Source organism: Paraburkholderia terricola, from assembly GCF_900142195.1.
Taxonomy (GTDB): domain Bacteria; phylum Pseudomonadota; class Gammaproteobacteria; order Burkholderiales; family Burkholderiaceae; genus Paraburkholderia; species Paraburkholderia terricola.
Genome location: NZ_FRAB01000004.1, coordinates 17,988 through 43,493 on the forward strand (window position 1 = coordinate 17,988; position 25,506 = coordinate 43,493).

At 59.5% G+C, this 25,506-nt stretch carries 19 protein-coding genes; 13 read left to right on the forward strand and 6 right to left on the reverse strand.

What is annotated here, in order from left to right; genetic code table 11:
- Positions 1-39: 39 nt before the first annotated feature.
- From BUE39_RS04700 to BUE39_RS04710, 3 genes are read left to right on the forward strand one after another with little or no spacing between them, the layout of a single operon-like run.
- On the forward strand, positions 40-1,050 hold the full coding sequence (locus BUE39_RS04700) for a glycosyltransferase family 2 protein (protein ID WP_073427499.1): 1,011 nt from the start codon (positions 40-42) through the stop codon (positions 1,048-1,050).
- Positions 1,051-1,089: 39 nt separating this feature from the next.
- Positions 1,090-2,403, forward strand: coding sequence for a lipopolysaccharide biosynthesis protein (locus BUE39_RS04705; protein ID WP_073427500.1), 1,314 nt, complete (start codon positions 1,090-1,092; stop codon positions 2,401-2,403).
- 51 nt (positions 2,404-2,454) lie between these two features.
- The gene (locus BUE39_RS04710) at positions 2,455-3,657 is read left to right on the forward strand and encodes a glycosyltransferase family 4 protein (RefSeq protein ID WP_073427501.1); all 1,203 of its coding nucleotides are present in this window, start codon (positions 2,455-2,457) and stop codon (positions 3,655-3,657) included.
- Here the strand turns inward: BUE39_RS04710 and BUE39_RS04715 are convergent.
- Complete coding sequence (locus BUE39_RS04715) at positions 3,558-4,268, reverse strand: phosphatase PAP2 family protein (RefSeq protein WP_084561354.1); 711 nt, start codon at positions 4,266-4,268, stop codon at positions 3,558-3,560. The genes BUE39_RS04710 and BUE39_RS04715 overlap by 100 nt on opposite strands.
- Before the next feature lie 46 nt (positions 4,269-4,314).
- A complete protein-coding gene (locus BUE39_RS04720) occupies positions 4,315-5,613 on the reverse strand; it encodes an O-antigen ligase family protein (protein ID WP_073427503.1) in 1,299 nt (432 codons plus the stop codon).
- Between the two features lie 368 nt (positions 5,614-5,981).
- Between BUE39_RS04720 and BUE39_RS04725 the strand changes: the two genes are divergently transcribed.
- The 3 genes from BUE39_RS04725 (at position 5,982) to BUE39_RS04735 (ending at position 9,372) form a co-directional block, all read left to right on the forward strand.
- Complete coding sequence (locus BUE39_RS04725) at positions 5,982-7,496, forward strand: mannose-1-phosphate guanylyltransferase/mannose-6-phosphate isomerase (RefSeq protein WP_073427504.1); 1,515 nt, start codon at positions 5,982-5,984, stop codon at positions 7,494-7,496.
- Positions 7,497-7,537: 41 nt separating this feature from the next.
- A complete protein-coding gene (locus BUE39_RS04730) occupies positions 7,538-8,914 on the forward strand; it encodes an undecaprenyl-phosphate glucose phosphotransferase (RefSeq protein WP_073427505.1) in 1,377 nt (458 codons plus the stop codon).
- Positions 8,915-8,979: 65 nt separating this feature from the next.
- Entirely contained in the window at positions 8,980-9,372 is a 393-nt protein-coding gene (locus tag BUE39_RS04735) for a hypothetical protein (RefSeq protein WP_235004805.1), read from the forward strand.
- A gap of 50 nt (positions 9,373-9,422) precedes the next feature.
- Here the strand turns inward: BUE39_RS04735 and BUE39_RS04740 are convergent, their stop codons facing one another.
- Positions 9,423-11,036 carry a hypothetical protein gene (locus BUE39_RS04740; RefSeq protein ID WP_073427506.1) on the reverse strand — a complete coding sequence of 538 codons (1,614 nt, stop codon included), beginning with the start codon at positions 11,034-11,036 and terminating at the stop codon, positions 9,423-9,425.
- A 526-nt stretch (positions 11,037-11,562) separates the two neighbouring features.
- Here BUE39_RS04740 and BUE39_RS04745 point away from each other — a divergent pair.
- The gene (locus BUE39_RS04745) at positions 11,563-12,984 is read left to right on the forward strand and encodes a UbiA family prenyltransferase (protein WP_073427507.1); all 1,422 of its coding nucleotides are present in this window, start codon (positions 11,563-11,565) and stop codon (positions 12,982-12,984) included.
- Between the two features lie 69 nt (positions 12,985-13,053).
- Here the strand turns inward: BUE39_RS04745 and BUE39_RS04750 are convergent, their stop codons facing one another.
- Both BUE39_RS04750 and BUE39_RS04755 read right to left on the reverse strand, forming a co-directional pair.
- Positions 13,054-13,998 (reverse strand): NAD-dependent epimerase/dehydratase family protein, encoded by a 945-nt coding sequence (locus BUE39_RS04750; RefSeq protein ID WP_073427508.1) that lies wholly within the window; start codon positions 13,996-13,998, stop codon positions 13,054-13,056.
- 22 nt (positions 13,999-14,020) lie between these two features.
- Positions 14,021-14,392 (reverse strand): SMR family transporter, encoded by a 372-nt coding sequence (locus tag BUE39_RS04755; RefSeq protein ID WP_073427509.1) that lies wholly within the window; start codon positions 14,390-14,392, stop codon positions 14,021-14,023.
- A 1,126-nt stretch (positions 14,393-15,518) separates the two neighbouring features.
- On the opposite strand from BUE39_RS04755, the gene BUE39_RS04760 reads away from it, so the two are divergent.
- The 4 genes from BUE39_RS04760 to BUE39_RS04775 all read left to right on the forward strand — a co-directional run bounded on the left by BUE39_RS04760 (position 15,519) and on the right by BUE39_RS04775 (position 21,192).
- Positions 15,519-17,084, forward strand: a complete 1,566-nt coding sequence (locus BUE39_RS04760) for a hypothetical protein (protein WP_073427510.1) — start codon at positions 15,519-15,521, stop codon at positions 17,082-17,084.
- 761 nt (positions 17,085-17,845) lie between these two features.
- Complete coding sequence (locus BUE39_RS04765) at positions 17,846-19,351, forward strand: tyrosinase family protein (RefSeq protein ID WP_084561355.1); 1,506 nt, start codon at positions 17,846-17,848, stop codon at positions 19,349-19,351.
- 247 nt (positions 19,352-19,598) lie between these two features.
- The gene (locus tag BUE39_RS04770) at positions 19,599-20,480 is read left to right on the forward strand and encodes an ATP-grasp fold amidoligase family protein (protein WP_073427691.1); all 882 of its coding nucleotides are present in this window, start codon (positions 19,599-19,601) and stop codon (positions 20,478-20,480) included.
- Between the two features lie 208 nt (positions 20,481-20,688).
- On the forward strand, positions 20,689-21,192 hold the full coding sequence (locus BUE39_RS04775; RefSeq protein ID WP_073427692.1) for a M48 metallopeptidase family protein: 504 nt from the start codon (positions 20,689-20,691) through the stop codon (positions 21,190-21,192).
- Between the two features lie 14 nt (positions 21,193-21,206).
- Here BUE39_RS04775 and BUE39_RS04780 read toward each other — a convergent pair whose 3' ends face one another.
- Positions 21,207-23,522 (reverse strand): FdhF/YdeP family oxidoreductase, encoded by a 2,316-nt coding sequence (locus BUE39_RS04780; protein ID WP_073427512.1) that lies wholly within the window; start codon positions 23,520-23,522, stop codon positions 21,207-21,209.
- 170 nt (positions 23,523-23,692) lie between these two features.
- Here BUE39_RS04780 and BUE39_RS04785 point away from each other — a divergent pair, with 170 nt between their 5' ends.
- Both BUE39_RS04785 and BUE39_RS04790 read left to right on the forward strand, forming a co-directional pair.
- Positions 23,693-25,135 carry an aminotransferase-like domain-containing protein gene (locus tag BUE39_RS04785; protein WP_073427513.1) on the forward strand — a complete coding sequence of 481 codons (1,443 nt, stop codon included), beginning with the start codon at positions 23,693-23,695 and terminating at the stop codon, positions 25,133-25,135.
- 22 nt (positions 25,136-25,157) lie between these two features.
- A complete protein-coding gene (locus tag BUE39_RS04790) occupies positions 25,158-25,475 on the forward strand; it encodes a helix-turn-helix transcriptional regulator (protein ID WP_073427514.1) in 318 nt (105 codons plus the stop codon).
- The last annotated feature ends 31 nt before the right edge of the window (positions 25,476-25,506 follow it).

The following is a 25,506-nucleotide window of genomic DNA, read 5'->3' on the forward strand; positions in this document are numbered from 1 at the left end:
TGCCGGCCGATTAAACTCTTTACAGAGCATTGCGAGATCATGGACAGAATCACAATAGTCATCTGCAACTACAACTACGAGCGGTATCTCGCCACGGCAATCGACTCGGCGCTGCAACAGGACTATGCGGCAACGCACGTGATCGTGATCGATGACGGTTCGACCGACGGCTCGCGCGCAATCATCGAAGGCTATGGCGACCGGATACAGTCGGTGTTCAAGAGCAACGGCGGCCAGGTGTCGGCGTACAACCATGCGGTCGAGATTGTCGATGCGGAGTTCGCCATCTTTCTCGATTCGGACGATCTGCTGTATCCGTCCGCGGCGTCGGAAGTGATGCAGGTGTTCGGCACCGGCGACTGGGCGAAGGTGCAGTTTCGCCTTGACGTGATGGACTCGGCCGGAAACACGACCGGCGCTTATGTGCCGAACTCCTCCGCTCCGCGAAATTGCGACACCTTGTTGCGAGGCGGCTGGCTCTATCCCTCGCCGCCTGCTTCGGGCAACGCTTATCGGGTAAGCGCTTTAAAACAGGTGTTTCCGATTCCGGAGGCGATTGCCGACCGCTACGGCGCGGACTTCTATGCGATCTACGGAACGGCCCTGGTGGGTCCGGTCGCGGACATTCCGAAATCGCTGGGCGGTTATCGCGTCCACAACACGAAGAGCTCGAACGTCTCGTTCGCCAACTCGGAGCAGATCAACAAAGCGCCAAAAGCCTTCACCATGCGATGGCAGATCCTGAGAACGACCGCCGCGTCCCGATTGCAGATCGATCTTCCAGAAGCGTTTTACGACTTCTCGCATGAGAAGGCGCTGTTCTGCTCGGGCGTCTATCACGCACCGGTTGCGACGCGGTGGCGCTGGATGATGCGCGACTCGCACGATTATCTGCATACGATCGTGGCGAACCCGTTCTGGAGCCTGAAGAAGAAAGTCGGCACCCTCGTTCTGTCGTGCCTCTGTCTCGTACCGTACTCGCCGCTGTCCGACTTCGTGGTTCGCTACATCAACAACCCGCTCGCCCGCCGGCGAGCGGTTGAGCAATAACACCTGGAACAGCGGTTGCATCGGCCTGAAGGAGGCGGGATGGATCGACGAAAACACGTCAATATCATCGCATTCGTGTATGGCGGCTATTTGATGAGGTATGTCTACCTCATCATCGTGGTGCCGTTTTACGGACGCATACTCGGTGTGGCGGAGTACGGTCGCGTTCTGGCGGCGATGTCGCTGATGAACGTCATCTGGATGCTGGCTAGCTACGGCTTTACCTTTGTCGGCATGCGCGAGGTATCGAGAGCGCAGTCCAACGGCGAATGCAACAGCATTTATTCGCTGCATACCAGCGCACGTCTTTGTCTCGGGCTGCTGGGGGGATGCGTCGGCATCGTCGCCACGATGTGTTCACCGGTCTTGTCCGAACGACCGCTGATCGGTGTGCTCGCCACGCTGCTCGGCGTCGTCTCCGCGCTCAACCTCGGCTGGCTGTTTCAGGGGCGTCAGCACTTTCGCACGCCGATCATGATCGAGGTGTTCGGCTTCGCCTTGAGCCTGGTGCTGGTTCTGAATCTGGTGAAGGGCCCCGCCGACTCCGAATGGGTGCTGGCAAGTCTGTTGATTGCAGGCGTGGCCTCGATGATCATTTCATATGGGCTGACCACCTGGCAGCTCGGACTGCCGCGTTTAAGGGCCGCCGGCATCGTACCGCTGATCCGCGGTTCGACGATGCTGTTCTGCTATTCGTCGGGTTCGGTGGTGCTCACGGCTTCGTCCACTTATCTGCTTACGTTGTTGTCCACGCCGGCGCAGGTGGGGTACTTCGGCGCGGCGGAGCGCTTCGCGACGATCGGGTTGAGCCTGATGGGACCGGCGGCGCAGGTGTTCGTGCCCACCATATCCGCGCAACTCGCGCGAGGCGACAAGGATGGCGCGCATGTCACCACGCGGCGCGGCGCGGCGTTGCTCATGGGCTACGGGTTCATTGTTCTGTGCGGCGCGCTGACGTTGTCACCTTTCTTGCTACCCCTGATCCTGGGAGCGGAGTTCGAACCGAGCGCCCGTGTGCTGCAGTGCTTCGCATGGATGTTCCCATTTGCCGCGTTCAATGAATTCGTCGCGTTCTACGTGTTCGTGCCTCGCAAGAAAGACCGCTTGCTGGCGATAGCCGGCGCCGTCTCGGGAGTGGCGAATCTCGCGGCGGCGCTCTATCTCGCACCGCGCTATGGGGCGATCGGTATGGCATGGGCTCGCGTGATCGGAGAAGCGACGCTGTCCGTCATGCTGATGAGCATCATGGTTCGCCTCGAACTGGTCGGACTGGTTCCCGGCGGGCAACGGGCGCTCGGTATGTTCAGACTGGCATGGGGTGCTCGCGTGCCGCCGGGCGCCAAGGATAAGTAAAAGGTTCTTTCCGACGCGTCGTGCCGGGTTGTGCTCTCAACGGAGGTCGAAGTGAAAGTCGCTATTGTTCACGATTGGTTGGTCGTTTCGGGCGGTGCTGAAAAGGTGCTCCAGAACATCATCGAGTGCTTTCCGAAAGCGGACATCTTCGCCATTGTCGACTTCATGGAAGACCGTGACTGTGTGAAGGGCAAGTCCGTCGAGACGTCGTTCATTCAGCGCCTGCCCTTTGCCCGCAAGCGCTACCGCGGCTACTTGCCGCTCATGCCGCTGGCGATCGAACAGTTGGACCTGTCCGGTTACGACCTCGTTATTTCCAGTTCCCATGCGGTGGCCAAGGGCGTGCTTACCGGCCCCAACCAGGTTCATGTGAGCTATGTCCATTCGCCCATTCGCTATGCGTGGGATCTTCAGCATCAGTACCTGAGGGAGTCGCACCTGACACGCGGCATGAAGTCCATGATGGCGCGGGTGCTGCTGCATTACATCCGCGGATGGGATTCCCGCTCGGCGAATGGCGTCGATTACCTGATCGCCAATTCGAGGTTCATCGCTCACCGCATCAGGAAAGCGTATCGACGCGAAGCGACGGTTATTTATCCGCCTGTCGACTTGAAGAACATGACGATGTCCGCCGAGAAGGAGGACTTCTATGTGACGGCCTCGCGCATGGTTCCGTATAAACGTATCGACCTCATCGTGCAGGCGTTTTCGCAGACCCCCGAACGGCGGCTGGTGGTGATCGGAGACGGCCCGGAGATGAAGAAGATCAAGGCCGTCGCCGGAGCGAACGTGACGATCCTCGGACATCAGCCCATCGACGTTCTCGTCGATCATCTCCGGCGAGCGCGGGCGTTCGTATTCGCGGCGGAAGAGGACTTCGGCATTTCGGTGGTGGAAGCGCAGGCATGCGGAACGCCCGTTATCGCTTTCGGCAGGGGCGGCGCGCTGGAATCCGTCGTGGGTTTGCCCGCGGAGCGGCCGACCGGGGTCTTTTTCCATGAACAGACCACCGAATCGCTGTTGAGTGCCGTGGTGCGATTCGAGCGCAACGCGTGTCTCTTCGATCCGGGCGAGTGCCGGAGAAACGCCGAGCGATTCTCGTCTGAGAATTTCAAGGCGGCGCTGACCGGTTTTATCGAAGCGCGGCTTCCTTATAGCTTCGTCGACCAGTTTGTTCCATCACGTCCCGGCGACCGCTCCGTCGAGCCCGCGCCGGCCGGCAAGCGTCGATTCTCGACCGTGGTCTCGTGAAAGTGGAATGGATGACGGCGCGGGTGGAGATAGGTGGCGAATGCAAGCGTATGCCGATGGATTGCGGGCGAATGCCTTTCGATCAACCGTTGAAGCGGAGTCGTGTGCCCGTACGCCAGCGCTGCAACCAGCAGAATGCTGAGCGCCGACCAGAGCGGCGGGAACCGCTCCACGTCGACATGACGCGCACCGCGTAAAAAGATCAGCGCAACGGCGACTCCTATTACCCAGCCCGCAAAGACTTCGGGTAGCGAGTGCGAACCGTTCAATACCCGCGACATGCCGGTAAGAAGCCCGACGATCAGACCCATGACGACTCCGGCTGCGGGCGGTAGACGCCACCACTTGAATTGCAGCGTAAAGACGACGATCCATACGGACGTCGAGAGCATGGCGTGTCCGCTTATCACGCGGAAATGAGAAGCCGGGAAAGACAGGCCCCACCCCGCGTGGAGGATCTTCGTGGCGCCTACGATCGACATGCCGACTGCCAAGGCCAGAAGCCAGCGGTATGCCGCGCGCACGTCGAATAGCGCGATCCAGATGCCGCAGGTCAGCGCCACGGGCAACGTGAGCGCGGCGTCCCCGAGATTGGTAAACATTCGCCACATGGCGTCGTCGTTTCCTTCGTTGTTTGCTTTTGTCGCCCCGTCCGGGCTACGGACGGTTATTCGGCACGAGTGGCGCGGCGCCGCGCCGCTGCCGCGTTATCGTTGGGTCGCCTCGTCGTGTTCGATACACCGGCGGTCCGGACGTGGGGGCGGCCAACGGCCGCGATGCGAGCAGTAGCGAAATGACGAGAGAAAGAATCAGGACATTCGACGGCGACACCAACCGGTGTTCCGTTGCCGCCATCACGAGCAGGCAGACCGAGGCGAGCTCGACGAACCGGAATGCCACGAAGTTCTGCACACCGGCCATCAACTCGGCGTTGGCCGCCCCTCTGCGGCTCCATTCAATGAGCTTCCAGAAGAAGTTCAGCATCAGGCCCAGTCCCACCACGCCCATTTCCGCCAGTAAATTCAGGTAAGAGTTGTGCGCATGAGAATCGCTGTGTTCGACGGTCACGTCCGACGGTATTCCCAGGAGATCGAAGTAAGACACGACGTGGCCGATCTGATCGTCATACGAACCGAAGCCGAGCCCGACCACCGGGCTTTGGCGGAAGTACGCCAGCGCGCGCGGCCACAACCATTCGGATCGCGTGTCGAGGTTGGCGACCTTCGCGTCCTGGTTATGGATGTTGAAGCTGTAGCCCATGTAGTTGACGTTCGGCTCGGTATGAATGAACGCAATCGCCACCGAGCCGGCTACGAGGCAGCCCATCAGCGTGCCGAGCATCCAGCGCTTACGGCCAAAATACAGATACGGGAGCATCACCAGCGCACCGAGCAACGACCCGCGGCTATAGGTGGAAAAGAGCATCAGTCCGTTCATGGCGAGTAACGCCAGAATCAGCTTGCCGCGTTTTTGCAGGTAGCACGCGGTGCCGAGACAAAACAGCATCGCAAGAAAGCCGCCCGCCGCGTTACGGGCGATAAAGTAGCTGCCGAAGCTGTTGTCCGGATGCGTGAAGATGCTCAGCAGCCCGTTTTGCAGAATGTAGTAGGCGTAGGGCGGCACATTGATCGCCACGGCGAAGATAAAGAACGTTCGCAAGACCTTGTTGAGATCCCAGCGGTGCGCATAGAGGCACCCGGCGAAGATCGGGGCATAAGAGACGAAGAAATTGCCGTCGCGCCGGTAAAACTCGAATTCGATGAGAGAGCGCGGGTCGTAGAGCAGCGTGGAGATGAGAACGAATAACGTGAAGGCAGTCAGGGCCGACATGAAAGCCGGGTAGCTTCTACCGAAGAAACGCCACGAACATAAAACGATCGGTAAGAATCCAGCCGCGCTCACCGGAAGCAGATTGGTCACTGTCAGGAATAGCGCCAACAGGGATATATAAGCCATTGCGACTCCATCGAGAGCATACGGATGGCCGGTAACGAACAGGGCAACTGGCAGCGGGCAGCGGGTGCGCGAGACCGTCGGAATCCTATCTTTGGAAGTTCACCAACCACGCGGTGCGTTGACTCGAAGTTATCACGGCTCGGCATTGATCTCCAAACCTGCTTCTACTTTGCGCGCACCTATGACGGCCTGCCAGCTACAACGCGCAAACGGATCGCGTGGACACGGCCAAAGTTTCAACGGTTCGCGCCACGCATGCTGTGGTGCAGCGTAACGTGCCTATCATTGAATCGAGTAACGCCCACCGCGTTTCGTGGCGGCATTCGAAGTTCGGATAGCCAACGGATACAACTTTGCAGGGGCTTTAAATGGGCAATGTCACGCTGGAAGTCAATGCTTCGTCTGTCGAGTTGGCCAATGACACTGCAGCCGCGTGTTCGCGGATGGTTCCGGTGATCCTGGCCGGTGGCTCAGGCACACGATTGTGGCCCGTATCGCGCGAGCAGTTTCCCAAACAACTGATCGATGTGATTGGTGACAAGACGCTGCTTCAAGCCACCGTATCGCGAATGGACAATTTCAAGGGACGGTGGGAAGTCGCGCCGGAGCCTGTGATTGTCTGCGGGGCGGAGCATTACTTCGCCACTTACGAGCAGACTCGTGACAGCGGTGTCAACGCGCGCATCATCGTCGAGCCCGCTCGACGCGATACCGCGCCGGCGTTGACGCTGGCCGCATTGACCGCAACCGCCGAGGGCCACGACGCCATATTGGTCGCGATGCCCGCGGACCACGCGATTGCCGATCTCGACGCGCTGCATCGCTCGATCGCGATCGCCGCAGGCTATGCGGAGGGCGGCGCGATCGTGACATTGGGCGTGCCACCGGCTCGCCCGGACACAGGCTTCGGCTATATCCGGCTTGGCGCAGTGCTGCAGGACGGTGCCTATCTGATCGATCGCTTTGTCGAGAAGCCCGCTGCCGAACTTGCGGCTCAGTACGTCGAGGCAGGAAACTTCTGGTGGAACAGCGGCATCTTTGTCGTTCGTGCTTCGCTATGGCTCAAGGTGATCAAGCGCTTCCAGCCCGACATGCACACGGCTTGCGCGCAAGCGCACGAGCATGGAAAAAAGGCGGAGGGTTGCGTCATTCCCGCCGCGGTGGAGTTCTGCCGCTCGCCATCCGATTCAATCGACTACGCGGTGATGGAGCGCCTGGGCAAGGCGGATTCCCCTTGCCTTGGCGTAGTCGTGCCGCTGGAGGCCGGCTGGTCCGATCTCGGCTCATGGGACGCGGTGTGGCAAGCAATGCAAAAAGATGAATCCGGCAATGCGGGAAGCGGCCGGGTGTTGTTCGAAGGCGCGACGAGCACGTATGCGCGCTCGCAGGGCGGGCGGCTTCTGGCTTGCGTGGGTACGACCGATCTGGTTGTGGTCGAGACGGACGATGCGGTGCTGGTTGCCGATCGCGCGCATGTGCAGGACATCAAGGGTCTGGTGTCGCGGATCAAAAGAGAGAAATCGCCCGAGGCCGAGGCGCACAGAAAAGTGCGCCGTCCGTGGGGCTTCTACGATTCGATCGATCACGGCGATCGCTTCCAGGTCAAGCGCATCGTCGTGAACCCCGGCGCGCGTCTGTCCTTGCAGATGCATCACCATCGCGCGGAACATTGGATCGTGGTGAGCGGAACGGCGCTCGTCACACGAGGCGACGAGCAGCTTCTTCTGAGCGAAAACGAATCGACCTACATCCCCCTGGGTGTGCGCCACCGTCTCGAGAATCCCGGGTGTGTCCCGCTGCAGATCATCGAGGTGCAGTCGGGCGCCTACCTCGGCGAGGACGACATCGTGCGATTCGACGATAAATACGGTCGTTGCGGCTAACCGGCCGGTATGAACAATGCGCGTGCTCTGGGAGCGTTGCAATGCGGGCAATCATTGGTTTACTGGCAAGATCGTTCGATGTCGCGGTAATCGTGGGGGGCGCTTTCGTCGCGCTGATATTCCGTTTCGACGACATTTCCCAGCACAGTTTCTACATGGCGTTCGTCGCCTTCGCCGCGGCGTTTTCGCTCGCGGTCTTCCCCGCGCTCGGCGTCTACGAGTCGTGGCGCGGGCGCTCGAAGTGGGTGCTCGCGGGGCAGGTTGCGCTGGCGTGGCTGATCGTTCAGGCGTGCGCGATGGCGTTGATGTTTTCACTGCATCGCATCGACTTCGTGTCCCGTTTATGGTTCGCGTATTGGACGGGCCTGTCAGGCGCCGCGATGATTGCCGGACGCATCTTGACGCATAGCCTGCTCGGCCGTGTTCGACACGCGGGATTGAATTTGCAGCATGTCGCCATCGCGGCATGCGGCGAGCACTGTGAAGAAATCATTCAAAAGATGGAGGCAAAGCAGGCTGCCGGATTCCGCGCCAAGGCGCTTTACAACCTGGGCGTTGGCGGCCGGGTGACATCGTCTGTCGCGGTGTTCGACCAGCACGCGGCGTTCGTCGACTATGTCCGTGAGCAGAAGATTGGTGAAGTTTGGCTGGCTCTGCCATTGAGCGAGGAACGCGCGATTCTCAAGCTGGTCGACGAGTTCAGAAACGATCTGATCAATATCCGTTTCATGCCTGACGTGCGCGCGCTTGCGTTGTTCGAAGGAAGCATTACCGAATTGCTGGGCGTTCCCACCATCAATCTGGCGGCGCCGCCGCTGCCGCCGAACGCCATGCTGATAAAGGAGCTGTTCGACCGGGTGTTTGCTTTCGGCGCGCTTGTCGCGGTGTCGCCGATCCTGCTTGCGTGCGCGATTGCCGTCAAGCTGAGTTCGCGGGGGCCGGTGTTCTTCAGGCAATGCCGTAAAGGCGCCGACGGCAGGGTGTTCACCATCTACAAATTTCGTACGATGCGCCTGCACGAGCAACAACAGGGTGTTCTGAAACAGGCGACTCGCGACGATCCCCGCATCACCCGCGTGGGCTCGTTTCTGCGTCGAACCAGCCTGGACGAATTACCGCAATTCTTCAACGTGCTGCGCGGCGACATGTCGGTGGTGGGTCCCCGGCCACACGCGCTGGAGCACGACGATCTCTATCAGAACATCGTGTCAGGCTACATTCACCGATACAGGATCAAGCCGGGCATTACCGGTTGGGCGCAGATCAACGGCTTTCGCGGCGAAACCGACCACATCGAAAAAATGGAGGGGCGCGTGGCACACGATCTGTACTATCTGCGCAACTGGTCGTTCGGACTGGACGTCAAGATCATTCTTGCGACGATATTCAAAGGTTTCCATCACCGCAACGCTTATTGAGCCGCCTTATCGAAGATCATGTACGCGCCGTTGGCGTTGTTACGGCATTAAAGGATGCGCCTCAAATGGAAGACGATCTGGGCCATTGGGAAAGAGTGGAGCGTGACGACCGACAGGCCGAACCGGATCCGGACGCTGGCGAGCGGTTGTGGTGTATCCACATAGAAGGACCGGACGATTTCATCGCGGCCGCATCTCAAGAAGCGGCCCAGCACGAAGTGTCGGCTATCAACGCGTATCTGGAGAGGTTCGAAAACGGTCATCGCGCATCCGCCGCGCACGCGGTGGTGATGGAATGGCCGTTTACAGCGGAGAGTCACGCACGCTCGCTGGAAGTCGACTGGGACGATCTTCAACGAATGCCGCACAGAGGGCGATCCGCCAGTTCGTCGGCGAATGTATTGACCACGATGGCGCGGCACCTCAGGGAACTCGTAGGGATGGCTCGCCATCGGTGAGGGTCATTTCCGGGCCGCACCGGCTCCTCAAGAGCCTGCCCGCGCAGCGCTTACTTCTTCATGATCATCAACTGGTCGAAATTGACGGTGCATTCAGGTTGCTCTGGCCGATTATCGGTGGCGACAGGGAGATTGTCGTCCCGCAAGTCGAACGCCCAGTTCATCTCGGAGGGTGTCAACCTGATTGGCCGTTGATCGCACATTTCGTGGACCGCGGCCACGGCGCCTTTATAGTGGGCCTGTTTAAGCATGATGTAGCCCGCGACGCTGGCCGCGGATAACAGGGAGTTCATCGCGGCAAAGACGATGATTGCATGGAACTGCTGCCGGCTGGTTGAAAACGCCGCGGTGATCAGCAATGGAACCGCGTAAAGCATCGGCACGTATCGCGCCCACCACGATTGTGGGTGGATCAGGACGATAGCCAGCGTGGCGAGCAGGAAAATCGTCAGGAGATCGGCGCCCTTCCTTTTCCAGAAGAAGGGGATGACACCGATGATGAGCATGACCCCAAAGAAAGGACCGAAGCCGGCAAAGCGCGTATCGGCCGTGTGAAGCGCGATGAACGCCTCGCGTAGATGCTCCGGCGACAGCGAAAAGCTGGGCTGCGCGTTACTGCAGGCATTACAGTTACTCGGCACCGAAAAATACGACAGGAAGAGCCTGTGCAACGGGTTCATGCTTAGAAATTCCGGCGATGCCTGCCGCACGATGATATCCACCTTATCCTTGCCGAGAATAGGGTAGAAGATGTGCTTACCCGAGGCGATGTTTTCGATGTAGGGCGAATAGCCGATTACCGCGACGGCGACGAACGACCATACAGCCAGTTGCCCGATCACCACTTTGTGCTTTCCGATAAAGCCTCTTTTTTCTCCGCCGAAAAATGCCGCGGCGAAGAGCACTAAAACGGAGACACCGGCGAAAACCAGTCCTGTCATCTTTGAACCGACCAGAAGCACCAATGCGGTACCCAGTTGCACCGCGGAGTACGGCCGGTTTCTGATGGCGAACAGGAGATTGATGGAGAAGATCGTCCAGCAGTAATAGTGGGCAGCGTCGACGTAGAGCGTTGTCAACTGGCCGATCGCGACCGGATTGTAGACGCAGGCCGCCGCGGCTAGGAACGCGGCTCTCGCGGATTGAATCGCCGTCTGGAACAGCCGCATTAGACAGATCAAAGCGGGAACGCTGAGCAACAACGTGAACGATTTGCCGCTGTTGAAGTGCGTGGTGAGCACCTTGGCCGTGTAGGCGAAAAACTCGAACGCCTTGGGATAGTGCTCGGCCCAGAAGATACCGCCGGGCGCGCGCATGCCGGCAGACCAGGCCGATTCGCGGTCGAGCAGCAGGGCGACCGCGCTGTGGTAATTCAGACCATCGTAACTAAATTCCCTCAAGTGTCCGTAGCCAAACAGTACAGCCGCGATGAACGCTACGGCGAGAAGCGCTGTGCGCCATCCAGTCCGGAAAAAATACCCATATATTCCGATCGCGACAATAAAGGCAAGCCCGACGATTCGTTGCGATGACGGGCTGTAGATTCCAATGTTATAGAGCGTCGCCGCGTACAGAGACGACGCGAACACGAAGACAACGACATAGTCGCAAAACCTGGTCCAGTCCACATGTTTGAAGGTGTTTTTCATCGTCGTCGTAGACATGGATGGGCCTTCTCTCAGGTAAGGGAAAACGTAGAGCGATTGTTGCGGGGGTGATGCTGCTTTTGTTGAATTGCCCGTAGCCGGCATTGTTTCGAAGGAGCGCCGATACGAAACGGGGCACGGCAAAGCTGTGAATTTGCCACGACAGGGAACGCGGCGATCGTGGACAGCGACGTCGCTAGCGTGAAGATATCAATGAGGATTATGGGCGCATGTGCGGCGGCGCACAAGGAGCGTGCTTCCCGCTATCGACCCGCTATTGCCCATGAGTCAGCCGATGATGATTCGCACGTATGAGCCCACATGCAATTGGCCGTCGGCAGTGATATTTCGTCATCTTTTCGGGAGGTCCCGGGAGCCTCTTTATTGGAGCCCCGTGCTAATTTGAGTATCGTGCGACGCAGCGCGTCCCACCTTCGCCGGCCCCGTATGTTCAGACATCGGCGTGCGGCTCAACGCGCAAGTGATGGGAGCCGCCCCGGCGCTTTGCTCAGGCTAACACTTCGATAATCGTTCGAGGCTACCGATGGCTGCTGCAAGCATCCCGCTTTGTGTCGATCTCGACGGCACACTGACCCATAGCGACCTGTTGATCGAGTCGTTCCTTGTTCTGATCAAGAAAAATCCCCTCTATCTGTTCTATTGCGTCGTCTGGCTGCTGCGGGGAAAGGGATATCTGAAGGCCCAGATCGCCTCGCGCGTCGCCATCGACGTATCACTGCTGCCCTATAACGCCCGCGTGGTTGATTTCCTCAAACGCGAGCAGTCGAGTGGCCGTGATCTCTATCTATGCACGGCGGGTGACCAGCGATTTGCCGAACAGATCGCCTCGCATTTCGGATTCTTCAAAGGCGTGATGGCAAGCGACGAGTCGCGCAATCTCTCCGGCACGAACAAGGCGGGAGCCTTGCTGGCGCGCTTCGGTGTGCAGGGCTTCGACTACTGCGGCAATGCTCGCGCCGATGTGCCGGTCTGGAAGCAGGCGCGCAGGGCGATTGTCGTGGGAAACAGGCATATGCAGGCGGCGGCGCAGAAAGTGAATCAGACAACCGTCTTCTTCGAAAGCAAGCGTTCTTTCTTGCGGCTCGCGCTCAGGGAAATGCGCGTTTATCAATGGGTGAAGAACCTGCTGATCTTCGTGCCACTTCTCGCGTCCCATCGCTTCACCAATATCGACACGCTGATCGCAGAGGGCGTGGCGTTCCTTTCGTTCTGTTTTTGCGCGTCGTCCGTGTATCTGTTAAACGATATGCTCGACCTCGATGCGGACAGGCGTCATAGCCGCAAGTGCAAGCGCCCGTTCGCTTCCGGTGAATTGTCGCTGGTCTCCGGCATCTTTCTGATGTTCATCCTGCTGGCGGGATCGGCAAGCCTTGCAGTCATGCTGCCGCAGTCGTTCCAGTTCGTGCTGGCGTGCTATGTCGTCACGACGCTCGCGTATTCGTTTCGCCTGAAGCGCGTGATGCTGGTGGACGTATTCGTGCTCGCGGCGCTTTATACCACCCGTATCGTGGCTGGCGGCGCGGCCGGCGGCGTTGTGCTGTCCGACTGGTTGATCATGTTCTCGGTGATGATCTTTCTCAGCCTCGCGATGGTCAAGCGCTACACCGAACTCGACAAAACGCAGCGGGACGGCAAGGCTTCGGCGGCAGGCCGGGGGTACTTAACCGACGACATGAGCATCGTGCGCTCATTCGGAACGGCAGCCGGCTACGTCGCGGTGCTGGTGCTGGCGCTCTATATGAATTCGGCCGACGTCAAGGTGCTGTATCAGCATCCGCACAGGCTCTGGGTTCTCTTTTGTCTGCTTCTGTATTGGATCAGCCGCATCTGGATGGTGGCGTTCCGCGGGCAGATGCACGATGACCCGATCGTCTTCGCGATCAAGAACCGCGCGAGCCTGTTCGTCATCGCACTGTGCGTGCTGACTGTGCTGGCCGCGATGTGAAGAAGAGGAAAGGGCGTTCCGGAGCGCCTGTTCGCGTCTCCGGGGTCTTCGCGCTGTTCTGGCGTGCCACTATTCCGAGCGGGAAAGTCCCGGCCGCGCGGCTGCGCTGCGATTGATGTGGACGGCGATATCCCTTGCGATTCTTGCATTCGAAAACTGCGGGCGCCAGCCAATAGCAAGCGACTCGTCGATCGAGAGGACGTGCTGGAGTTCGAGCATCAGCAACTGTTCGCGCGCGAGCAGCCTGTAACCGGAAAGAGACGATATCCACTTCACGGGAAGCAATGGAATCGCGATTTTTCGCACATGCCGGACGCCAAGCTCCGCTGAGATTTCGTCGATCCACTGGCGAATCGACAGCGGGTCTGGATCGGCGGCATTGAAAAAACCGGCGGCACGCGTTTCCGCGACGCGATAGATCAGGCTCGCCACGTCGAGGACGTGCACCATGTGGATCTTATGGTTGCCGTGACCGGGAAATGCAACGAGACCGAACTTCGTCATCATGTTGACGAAGCCTCGGAACAGGCCCTCTCTTCCTTCTCCGCCAATGATGCAGGGAATGATCGTGGCCGCCCCCGGCACGGTGTCGACGAACGCCTGGGCAGCCATCTTCGAGCGGCTGTACACGCCTTCACCACCCATTCTGCTGTGTATGTCGTACTGGTTCTGTCCGGTTTGGCGGTACATCATGCTCGTGCCGACGTGAATGAAATGCGATCCCTGGAAGCGATAGCGCTCGCAAAGGTTCCTTGCCGCCAGCACGTTGTTCCGTTCAAAGAACGACTTTCTGAAGAGAAGGGGGACGCCTTTGGTAACGTATTGAACCGCCGCGCAATTGACCACCACGTCGACGTTCGGCAGCGAAGCAGTGAACGCGGCATCGGCGAGATCGCCTGGCAAGTCGACTGGGCCGGTCCTGTCGGTGGTAGTCACGTCATGAGCGCGCGCCTTGAATTGCTTGACGCACTCGCTACCGAGAAAGCCCGCTGCGCCGGTGATCAGTACTCGCATGATGCGACTCCCTGTTCGATCCCTACGATTTCGCAACCAGATAGACACCGACGATGATGACGGCGATGCCCAACAATTTCTGCGTCGACAGATATTCTCCGAACAGATACCACGCGGCTATCGCGTTCACCACGTATCCGATCGACAGCATCGGATACGCCACGCTCACCGGAACCTTGGACAGCGCCACGATCCAGATCGCAACGCTCAGTACGTAGCATGCCAGCCCCGCCATGATGTGAGGCTCGAATCCCACTCTGAAGAGCGCTGAAACGGCTGTTTGGCGACTGAATCCAAAGGCTCCCAGCGCATTGGTTCCCGCTTTCAGCCAGAGTTGCGCCATTGCATTCAGCAGGACGCCGGTCACGATCAGAACAAAGCTCGCAATGCTCACTTATCCTCCGGGAATGGATGCCAGAAATCGCGAGAGATCTCGCCATCCTGTTCGATCAGAAGAAAGACGGAAACGGCGAGCGTGAAGTGAGACCATGATACGTGGCTAATAACGCGGCGCGCGGCATAAATTCCGCATTCACGGCCAAACGTATCGAATAGCGCGGCGCGTGGTTCGTCAAGGGAGTGCCGCATGTGGAAGATGTCCGCTGAACACGATGTGTTGGCGGATTCGACCGAGGCTCGCCGAGAAACGCATTCAACGCTGTCGTCAGTACATTGAATGTAATGACAAACGCAGCCGATAGGTCAGTGCAAAAGAGAACATTCTATTTTCAACTTAGCCATATTGGAAAATGGCCCATTAAATATCGCCGATTTCGATCTATTTAAAACAACTCGTTGGAATAGGAATGTCTTGTTGCAACCACGGCGGTCTACTCCGGTCGAGTGAGTACAACTTGCCCGGTTGCGCATCGCGCATCGGGAGGCGGCCGCGCGCGGGGGAAGGGTGGCCTCACTTCGGCGGGTGCGCGCCGCCTACCCGGCGGAAAAATAAAGCCCCATTCCAATAGGGTCGAAGTGCCAATTGAGCGCATCAGTCCTCTGATGATCATAAGAAAGTAGGAATTTTCGCTGCGTCTCAAATTGTTCGAAAGATTCCTGCTTTCTGGCGGAAAAAAACTATTTCCACTGTAATTCAAACCGCATTCCGGGTACGATTTACTCCGTCGCGCCGCATTTGTGAATAACTTACCGAACAGATCCCACGTCGGTCGTCCTTCCGGTGAAACGTTTGCGCCACGCGCGGCTCGCGGTTTGAGCAGCAGATCAATACCGTGTCAGGTCGTCTCCATCGTTTGCAAAAGAGATAGTGGACGTGCGGGTAGGCTCGCCCGGAGGATCGGCGACGCTCGCGCGGCGGATTACTGCGTCTCTTCAAACGTCTTTGTCGACCACTAATCAAGCATCAGATTTGTGCGCGTATGCGCAGGACTTTCTTCGCCCTTAAGCGTTCCGGGTTAATGGGCGGCGAGTCTTGACGCATCTACTCAATTCGAAAACTCCAGAAAGTTAATACTTGGATTTTTTATCGGGAATTTTCTCGACAGCGGAAATTATTTGACATGGTGAAACGACGTCAATTCATTGGTTGCCTAACGGCTCTTGGTGGCAGTTATATTTTGAGCGCCTGTGGCGGCGGTTCGGAAGACGGCAACAGCACGGATCAATCAGCCGTCAATAAAGCAACGGCACACGCGGGCACCCCCTCGGCCAGCGGCACCGCAATTCCCCCTGCAAGTTCCATTACCGACAACTCGGGCGCCGTGTGGACGCTGGCGAATGGCTCGGTGTATCGAAACGGCGCGAAAGCCGGCAACACCTACAACGTCGCATTGGTGCTGTACTACAGCGGCGGTGTGTATCACCAGGGCTCCGGCGGCCAGTTCTATTCATGGACCGGCTCGACATGGGTAACGTGCAACGACCCGCGTATGGGCGGCACTTCAGCGGAGGGTACGACGCTCCCTACGTCGCCGTACATTATCGACAAGACGGCCGCGGTCTGGACCCTCGTGAATGGCGTCATTTACAGGAACGGCGCGACCGTGGGCAACACCTACAATGTGTCGCTGGTGCTCTGGTACGGCGGCAAGATCTGGCATCAGGGTTCAGGCGGCCAGTTCTACGTGAACGTGGACGTGCGCAACGTCAAGGCCCAATGGCTGCCGTGCAGCGACCCACGTATCGCCGTTGCTCCCGCGGCAGGTTCCTTCTACGGAATGAACGGGCACTGGGATTACACGTACACGCCTACTCAACTGGTCTCGATGTTGAAAGACATGGGCTGTACGACCTATCGCGTCGGCTGCACGGACGACCCGAACCAGATCAATGCCGTCGTCAAAATCGCGCAAGCCTTCCAGTCAGCCGGACTCAAGCTGCTCGTGCTGATCCAGCAAGGTGTGTACGACTCCAGCGGTACGGTGTTTTCTGGCGAGTCGGCGGCTTATACCCGCGCTTTCGCTTGTGCCAGGACTGTCGCAAACGCAATGAAACCGTACGGCGTGACCATGTACGAATGCGGAAATGAACTGACCCGGCAGAACGCCACGGTCATGAACTTCTCCTACGCGGGTTCGTTGGCGATGGACTTCAACAATACGAACTGGCCCGCCATGCGCGGCGCCATGCGCGGCATGATCGACGGCGTGAAGTCGGTCCAGTCCACGGCGAAGTGCGGTATCAATTTCTGCGTTGCCGATATTGGCGCGGCCGACGCTTTGTGGGAAGGCATGCAACCCGACGGCACGGGCGGTCATCCGAAGGTGCGTTGGGATATCACCACCTGGCACAATTACGATGCGTATGGGGACATTTTCAGAATCGGCTCCGACGGAAACGGCCCCACCTTCGACCTTCCGACGTATTGCAAGGCCCGATATGGCGTGCCTTTCATGATTACCGAATGGAATACCGGCCCGGACCAAAGCGAGTCCTTCCGCGCGAACTACATCACCACGCAATTGGGCGAGTTTTATCAAGCGAGAAAGACGCACAACATTCAGTCCGTGATGTACTACGTGCTGGATAGCGGGAACACGACCTACGGCATTATGATCAACACGGTTCCAATAACCGAGCCGTACAATGCGTTCAAGACCTTCACGGCGGGCCACCCGGACAACTGATCGACGGGTTGTTCATTCGTGACGAAAGACCGGGTCTCCTGCTTCGCGCGGAGACCCGGTTGCATCGTTTACAGACGTACTCGAGACGCCACTCAACCAGGCGCTCGACCGTGAGCCGCGGTTGTCGAGTCGCGGCCAATGCGAATACCGTCATTCGCAAACCTGTCGCTGTCTTGTCGCTGTCTTGTCGCTGTCTTGTCGCTGTGAAGCGTCAAAAGCAAGTGCTAAAGAGACGGTCGGCAGGTTGCGGCTTCCTTGAACGGCTCAGCTATCTGGTCTGCCTTGCATCGTCTCGATGCTGCCCGCTCCCGCGCCAGCCCTTCTCTCTCGGGACTCAAAAGCGCTCTGCATACGGAGCTGTTCCGGTCGTCGAACGCACGGCGTTGACAGCCCATACGTCCACCATGCGTCCACCATTTTCGGCCATGCTGTCCAAAACTGCGGATGTAAATTCCTTACGATTTTTTTCAGTCTCCGTTAGGCTTGCTGTGCAGAGACGAGGATCGCGAAAGGCGGCGCTGCCGCACTTTTGCAAAATTATTAATTGAATCCGATTGGCTTGAGGAAGACCGAGGCCGGAGCAAATCCGGCCACGCCAATTGCCTGAACGCCCGCGTTAGAACACGCGAGCGCAGGCGCCAGCTATTGCCATACTGGCAAGCGATATCTCACGACAGCGCAGACCCGTCGCCAAAGATGTGTCAGCGGGACGACACGCGGCCAATGCAAATGCATGGGTGCCGCCATTAAATGGAGGAGTCATGCCGTACGCTACGATAAAGCGCAGAACTTTTCTCGGCGCCGCCGCCACTGCCATGACATGGGCGTCGTTTCCGTTTTTGGCAAGAGCGTCGACTACGTTAGTGATTCGTATCGAATGGCAGCAATTCAAGACGACGCCTCACTATGCTTCATTTCTTAACGCGGTGCGGACCATGCTGGCCAACCCGAATGCGGCCGATCCGAATTCATGGCAGTACTGGACCAACGTCCACATGAACTACTGTCCGCATCGGCAGCCATATTTCCTTGCCTGGCATCGCGGATACCTGTACTACCTGGAGCGTCAGATCAGACTGATTTCGGGTGACAGCGATTTCACGCTGCCGTACTGGGACTGGTTCAGCAACCCGAACGTGCCGGCGGAATTCACCGATACGGCAAGCGGTAATCCGCTTTATTGTCCTCGACTCAATACGAACGTCTATAACGCGCTCGACCTGTCGCCTTTCTCGTCCTCGGTCGTGAACTTCCAGCGCGGCACGGCCAATTCATTTGAAGAGAAGTTCGAGACGGCACCGCACAATCCGGTGCACAACATCATCGGCAATTCGATGGCTACCATGCAATCGCCTCGTGATCCGATTTTCTACCTGCACCATGCGAACGTCGACAGGCTTTGGCACGCGTGGGCGCTGCCGGACGGAAGAACCATGCCGGCGCCGACCGATCCGTATTGGGCCGGGACCTTCACTTACGCTTCCGCCTTGACGATCAACAAGGAGCAAACGTACTCTCCGCGTTCCCGGCTCGGCTATGACTACGCCAACACGGCGAGACCCACCACCTTGCCGCCGCAAACACAGGTGGGCCGAATCATTCGGGTGCAGGCGCAAACGACCGACCTTCGAGCACGCCCGCCCGTCGTCAGCTTCTCCCTAAGCTCGGCGCGTGATATTACCTCTGGGCGGCATTCGATCGGCGGCGTCACCGGCGTTGCGCTGAACGAGGCATCCATCACGGTTCGGATTCTGGGAGAGGCCGCCTCGATTAAACCCGTTCAGGACTTGCTTTCGGCGACCGCTGCGTCATACGACGCGGCCGCGCAAGGCCTGGTTGCCCCTTCGACAACGACCGCCACGACGTCCGGGAAATATCGTTCGGTGAAGGTCGTATTCGACGACATCAAACTGACGGCTCGAGGTGCGGCGGGGGGCTATTTCTACAACGTGTACCTCAACCTTCCCGACAACTTCGGCGATAAGGCGGTGCGCGCTCAGCACTTCATCGGGACGCTGGGTCCCTTTGAAGTTTCCGGTGCCGCGCATCATGGAGCGGTGACTTTGGACTATCCCGCTACCGCGGCGCTGTTGAAGGCCGTGGATCAAATCTCGCGAGAGTTCTTCGTCTCTCTCGTCCGTGTCAATGGTGCGAACGCGCCGAAAGGAACGGTTATCCAGGTGGGCGAGTTACGGATCGAGTTGACCACCGAACCGGCGTACATCGTGTCGCCGGTTGCTCCTCCCGGCTCCGGCGTGCCTTATTAGGCCGGTCGGCAGCGCCGCGCGGTTCGAAGACCATGTATCGGCCTTCCTTCCGTGGCGCGTGCTTGCCAGTCAACGCATTGAATACGTTTCGAGTTGTGATCGTTCGCCTGTCAACGCAATAGTCGACGTCTGTGATAACTCAACGATTAAGGAGGCTTCTGTGTCACGTCCAAGAAGAGTCTTTCAAGCGGAAACCGCGTTTCAGGTAAGCCATGCCCTCAATGCACCATTCGGGAGGGGAGAGAGCATTGGCGGGACACCTGTCGGCCTCGAAAGGCGGATAAAAGAGCATGCCAAGGATTTGCTGCCGGATTTTCTCTTCCTGTTACTTTTGCATCGCAAAGAGGTGGGCCGCTTTCCCAATCTCATCAAGCCGAGAACATTCAACGAACGCATTCTCAGGCGAAACCTGCAACCGGATCCTCGATTTGCGCCGTTGACGGACAAGCTTGCCGTGCGCGACTACGTGGGCCGGATTCTGGGAGAAGAATTTCTCGTTCCTTTGATTGCCGCGCCCACCAGGTTCACGCGCGCGGACTTCGATTCTCTTCCAGACTCGTTTGTCATGAAGGCGAATCACGGCAGCACGTTCGTCGAGATCGTCCGCGACAAATCACGAGAGAGTTTTGAGCGGCTTCACCAGTTGGCCGTCCGGTGGCTATCGACCGATTTTTACAAGGTGGCGCGCGAGCGCCATTACCGGGACATCGAACCGGGGCTATTCTTCGAGACGCTCCTGCTCGATCGAAACGGTCAGGTTCCCGCCGACTACAAGGTGCATTGCTTTCGTCGAAGTGCGGGGCGACCGGTCATGTACATCGTGAAAATCAGCGACCGGTTTGGACCGCTGCCGCGTGGCGATGTGTATGACGCGGACTGGAACCATCTCGACGTAACGATTGGCGAGTACGCGCGCGGCACCACGCCGAGCGCTCCGCCAGATAACCTGGACGCGATACTCGAGGCCGCCGCGAAGCTATCCAACGGCTTCGATTACGTTCGGGTCGATCTTTATGCACCGGACAATGCGCTGTACTTTGGCGAGCTCACGTTTACGCCTGGCGCGGGCGTCGTACCCATGTTTCCCGACCGCGTCGATTTCGAATGGGGCGAACTGCTTATGGAATGAAAGTACGTTTCTCTTGAAACGCGAGGGAGGGGCGAGGGCTCCTGGTTGCCGTTACAGTTGCCCGAGCCTCGACTTCGCGAAGCAACGCCGAACGGTGAGGCCAATGCGTTTAGAATGCGGATCAGCAAAGAGACGGTGTCGTTTCGAATCCACTACCGACACCGATCGCCGCTGCCCCGAAACGCAAAGACCAGGCAAAATGACCGGACTGTCTCACCTGAAATATCTAACCGGCTACCCTCCGGCGCTGCAGGAAAAAGTCAGGAAGCTGATAGCCGACGCGCAACTGGGCCCGTACCTCGCTGAGCGATACCCGAACACACACGACGTGCAAACAGACCGGGCGCTCTACGCCTATTGCGCGGACCTGAAACGCGAACATCTGCGCAGCGCGGAGCAAATCGACAAAGTCACCTACGACAGCAAGCTCGACGTCGTGCGTCACGCATTGGGCCTGCACACCAGCATCTCGCGCGTGCAAGGCGGCAAGCTGAAGGCGAAAAAGGAAATCCGCGTTGCCTCGCTGTTCAAATCCGCTGCGCCGGAATTTCTGAAGATGATCGTCGTGCACGAACTCGCTCATCTGAAAGAGAGCGACCACAACAAAGCCTTTTATCGACTGTGCGAGTTCATGCAGCCGGGCTACCACCAGATCGAATTCGATCTGCGCCTCTATCTCACGCATCGGGAACTGACGAAAAGTCCGGCCTGACGACGCGTCAAGCATCAAGCAGCCAGCGCGTCAGCTTCCGCAGCCTTCAGCAAGACCGGAATCGACTTCGAAGTCGGCGTCCCGGCGCCATCCGCCACCGAGGAAAGCGGCACGAGCGGATTCGTCTCAGGATAGTAAGCGCCGAGACATCCGCGCGGAATGTCGTATTCCACGAGCAGAAACCCCTTCACGTGACGTTCGATTCCGTCGGCCCATACGCTCGTGATATCCACGCGCTGCCCGGCGGCGAAGCCCAGCATCGCGAGATCTTCCTTGTTGGCGAACAACACGCGCCGTTGGCCGTATACGCCGCGATAGCGATCGTCGAGGCCGTAGATGGTCGTGTTGTACTGATCGTGCGAGCGCGTCGTCATCAGGGTCATCAGGCGCTCGCCGTGCTCTTCGCGCGCGCGATGTATCGGCGTGTCGAGCGCGATCGCGTGCACGATGAACTGCGCCTTGCCGCTCGGCGTTTTCCAGATCCGCTCGCGTGACGCGACACCCAGGTGGAATCCGCCTGGATGCTTCAACCGCTCGTTGTAGTTCTCGAAGCCCTCGATCACCTTCGCGACGCCGTCGCGGATCAGCGAGTAATCGGCCGCGTGCGCGAGCCAGTCCACCTTGTCGCTGCCGAGCGTCGCATGCGCCATGCGCGCGACGATTGCGATCTCCGACAGCAGATTGTCCGAGGCCGGCTTGTTCATGCCGTAAGAGATATGCACCATGCTCATCGAATCCTCGACGCTCACGCCTTGCGGCACGCCATTCTGCGAATCGATCTCGGTGCGCCCGAGCGTCGGCAGAATCAGCGCGTCACGTCCGTGCACGAGGTGGCTGCGGTTCAGTTTGGTCGTGATGTGCACGGTCAGGTCGCACGACCGCATGGCTTCCCAGGTACGCGGCGTGTCCGGCGTCGCAATCGAAAAATTGCCGCCGAGGCCGATGAACACCTTCACCTTGCCGTCGAGCATCGCCTGAATCGTATTGACGACGTCGAGTCCATGTTCGCGCGGCGGCTCGAAACCGTAGACCTCGCCGAGCCGGTCGAGAAACGCCTCGGTCGGTTTTTCCTCGATGCCGACCGTGCGGTCGCCTTGCACATTCGAATGCCCGCGCACCGGGCACAAACCCGCGCCGCGCCGGCCGATATTGCCGCGCATCATCATCAGGTTCGACAGCAACTGCACGGTCGGCACCGAGTTCTTGTGCTGCGTGAGGCCCATGCCCCAAGTGGAAATCACCGCGCGGCCCTTCACGTAGATGTCGCCGAGCTTCAGCACGTCCTCGAACGGCACGCCGGATTCGGCGACGATGGTGTCCCAGTTCTCCGCCCGCAGATCGTCGGCGAACGCGTCGAAACCCACCGTGTGTCCGGCGATGAAGCCGACGTCCAGCACTCGCTCGAGGCCCGACGCGAGCGCCTCGTCGTCGAGTTCGATCACGCGCTTGGCGACGCCTTTGAGCAGCGCGAAATCGCCGCCGACTTTCGGCCGGATGAACACGGAGCTGATTTTCGTGCTGCCCATCGTGATCATTTCGACCGGATGCTGCGGACTCGCGAAACGTTCGAGGCCGCGCTCCTTGAGCGGATTGATCGACACGATGGTCGCGCCGCGCTTCGCGCATTCACGCAGTTCGCCGAGCATGCGCGGATGGTTGGTCGCCGGATTCTGGCCGAAGATCAGCAGCGTGTCGGCGTGTTCGAAGTCGTCGAGCGTGACCGTGCCCTTGCCGATGCCGACCGTATGCGGCAAGCCGCGGCTGGTCGCTTCGTGGCACATGTTCGAGCAATCGGGGAAATTGTTGGTGCCGTACATGCGCACGAACAACTGATACAGGAACGCGGCTTCGTTGCTGGCGCGGCCCGAGGTATAGAAGGCGGCGCGGTCGGGATCGTCGAGGCGCTTCAGGTGGCCGGCGATGAGGTCGAAGGCTTCGTCCCAGCCGATCGGCACGTAGCGGTCGCGCAGCGCGTCGTAGACGAGCGGGTCGGTCAGACGGCCATGCTGTTCCAGTTCGAAGTCCGACTGCGCCATCAGTTGCTCGACCGTGTGTGCCTCGAAGAACGTCGGCGTCACGCGCTTGCTGGTCGCCTCGGCGGCCACGGCCTTCACGCCGTTCTCGCAGAATTCGAAGGTGGACGCGTGCTCCCGATCCGGCCACGCGCAGCCGGGGCAGTCGAAGCCGTCGGGCTGATTCTGTTTGAACAGCGTGCGGTAATTGCCGCCCGTGACCTTTTCCTTGATCAGATTGATCGCGACATATTTGAGCGCGCCCCAGCCTGCGGCGGGGTGCGTGTACGGTTCGATGCGAGCTTCGGGTTTCTTCATGATGGTTGCCGCGGATACGCTTTGACGAGGCTTTTAAGCCGATACCTGCAAGCCTACTGTGTTCCAAAGGCAGCGCAGCATACAGAAAAATGGAAAGCCGAGGGATACAGTTGTCTGCGTTTTGTCATAGACTGGCGCCTCAACTCACGCTTTCCGTTTGAGCCAGGTCCTTGAAACTCTACGAAAAACTCGCCGACGACATGACCGAAGCCGTGCGCCGTGGCGTGTTCGCGGCGGGCGAGCGGATTTTGTCGGTGCGGCAGGCGAGCCAGCAGCACGGCGTGAGCATCAAGACCGTGCTGCGCGCGTATGCGTTGCTCGAAAGCCGTGGGGTGGTCGAGAGCCGTCCGCAGTCCGGCTACTTCGTGCGCGACGCCGCGGCGAGAGCGGCCAGGGCGGCGGCGCTCGATGAGCCCCGCCTGAGCGGCAAGCCGGCAGCCGAGACCGCGCCCGTGGCCGCCGAGGTCGACGTCAGCCGGCTGGTGCTATCGACCCTGCGCAGCATCCGCGCCCACGACGCCGTGCCGCTCGGCTCGCCTTATCCCGACCCGTCGCTGTTCCCGTGGCGGCGCATCAATCAGTATGCGAACGCGATCGCCCGGCGTAGCGCGAGCTGGAATCTGATCGACGATCTGCCGCCCGGCAATCCCGAACTGATCCGGCAGATCGCGCGCCGCTACGCCGAGAACGGCGTGCCGGTCGATCCCGGCGAAATCGTCATCACGCTGGGCGCGACGGAGGCGATCAACCTCAGCTTGCAGGCGGTCGCCAAACCCGGCGATACGGTGGCGGTCGAATCGCCGACCTATTACGCGATGCTGCACGCCATCGAGCGCCTCGGCATGCGCGCGATCGAGGTGGCGACGCATCCGGCGCACGGCATCGACATCGAGGCGCTGGCTCAGGTGATCGCGACGCAGACGATCGCCGCCTGCATGGTGATGCCCAACTTTCAGAATCCGCTCGGCTTTCAGATGCCGGACGCGCGCAAGCGGCAACTGGTCGACCTGCTCGCCGCGCACGAGATTCCCGTCATCGAGAACGACGTTTATCAGGAACTCTATTTCGGCGACGCCCGGCCTTCGACGCTGAAGAACTTCGACACAAAGGGACTGGTGTTGCATTGCGCGTCGTTTTCGAAGAGCCTGACCGCGTCGTACCGGATCGGCTGGGCGATGCCGGGGCGCTACCGCGCGCAGGTCGAGAAGCTCAAGTTTCTCAATACGCTGACCACGCCTTCGGTGCCGCAAGTCGCGGTGGCCGATTATCTGAAGCAGGGCGGCTACGACCGTCATCTGCGGCACGTGCGCAAGGTTTACCGGCAGCAGGCGAGCATCATGACGGCGATGGTGCGGCGGTTTTTCCCGGTCGGCACGCGCATGTCGGCGCCGCAAGGCGGCTACGTGCTATGGGTGGAGTTGCCCGAACGCGTCGATTCGATGCGGCTTTACCAGGCGGCGCTCGCGCGCGGCATCACGGTCGGGCCGGGCATGATGTTTTCGACGCGCGACGATTTTCGCCATTTCATCCGGCTCAATTACAGCTATCCGTGGACGGCGCAGACCGAGGCGGCATTGAAGACGCTGGGCGAACTGGTGGCGCGCATGGCTTGAAAGCAGAGAACGAGGAGACACGATGGAAGAAAGCGAAAACGATGAACTCGATCCGGTGCTGGTCGCCGTGCTGGCGCAACTGTGGCGCGCGCACCGGGAAACGCCCGGCGGCGCATGGTCGCTCGCCAGATTGTCGAAGCAGGCGGCCGTGCCGATGAGCGGCTTGCGGCGACAGTTGACGGCCCTGGTCGATGGGGGACTGGTGGATACCACCTTCAACGAGGAAGGCACGGGCACGGCGCGCTTGAGCGAACTCGGCGCGGGCCTGTGCGCCGAACTGTTCGGCGATGGCGAAACGCCGGACGAGGATCAGGCCGACCCGGCGCCACGGCTTCACTAAGCGCGCGGGCGGCCTGAGCCGCGCCGCCACC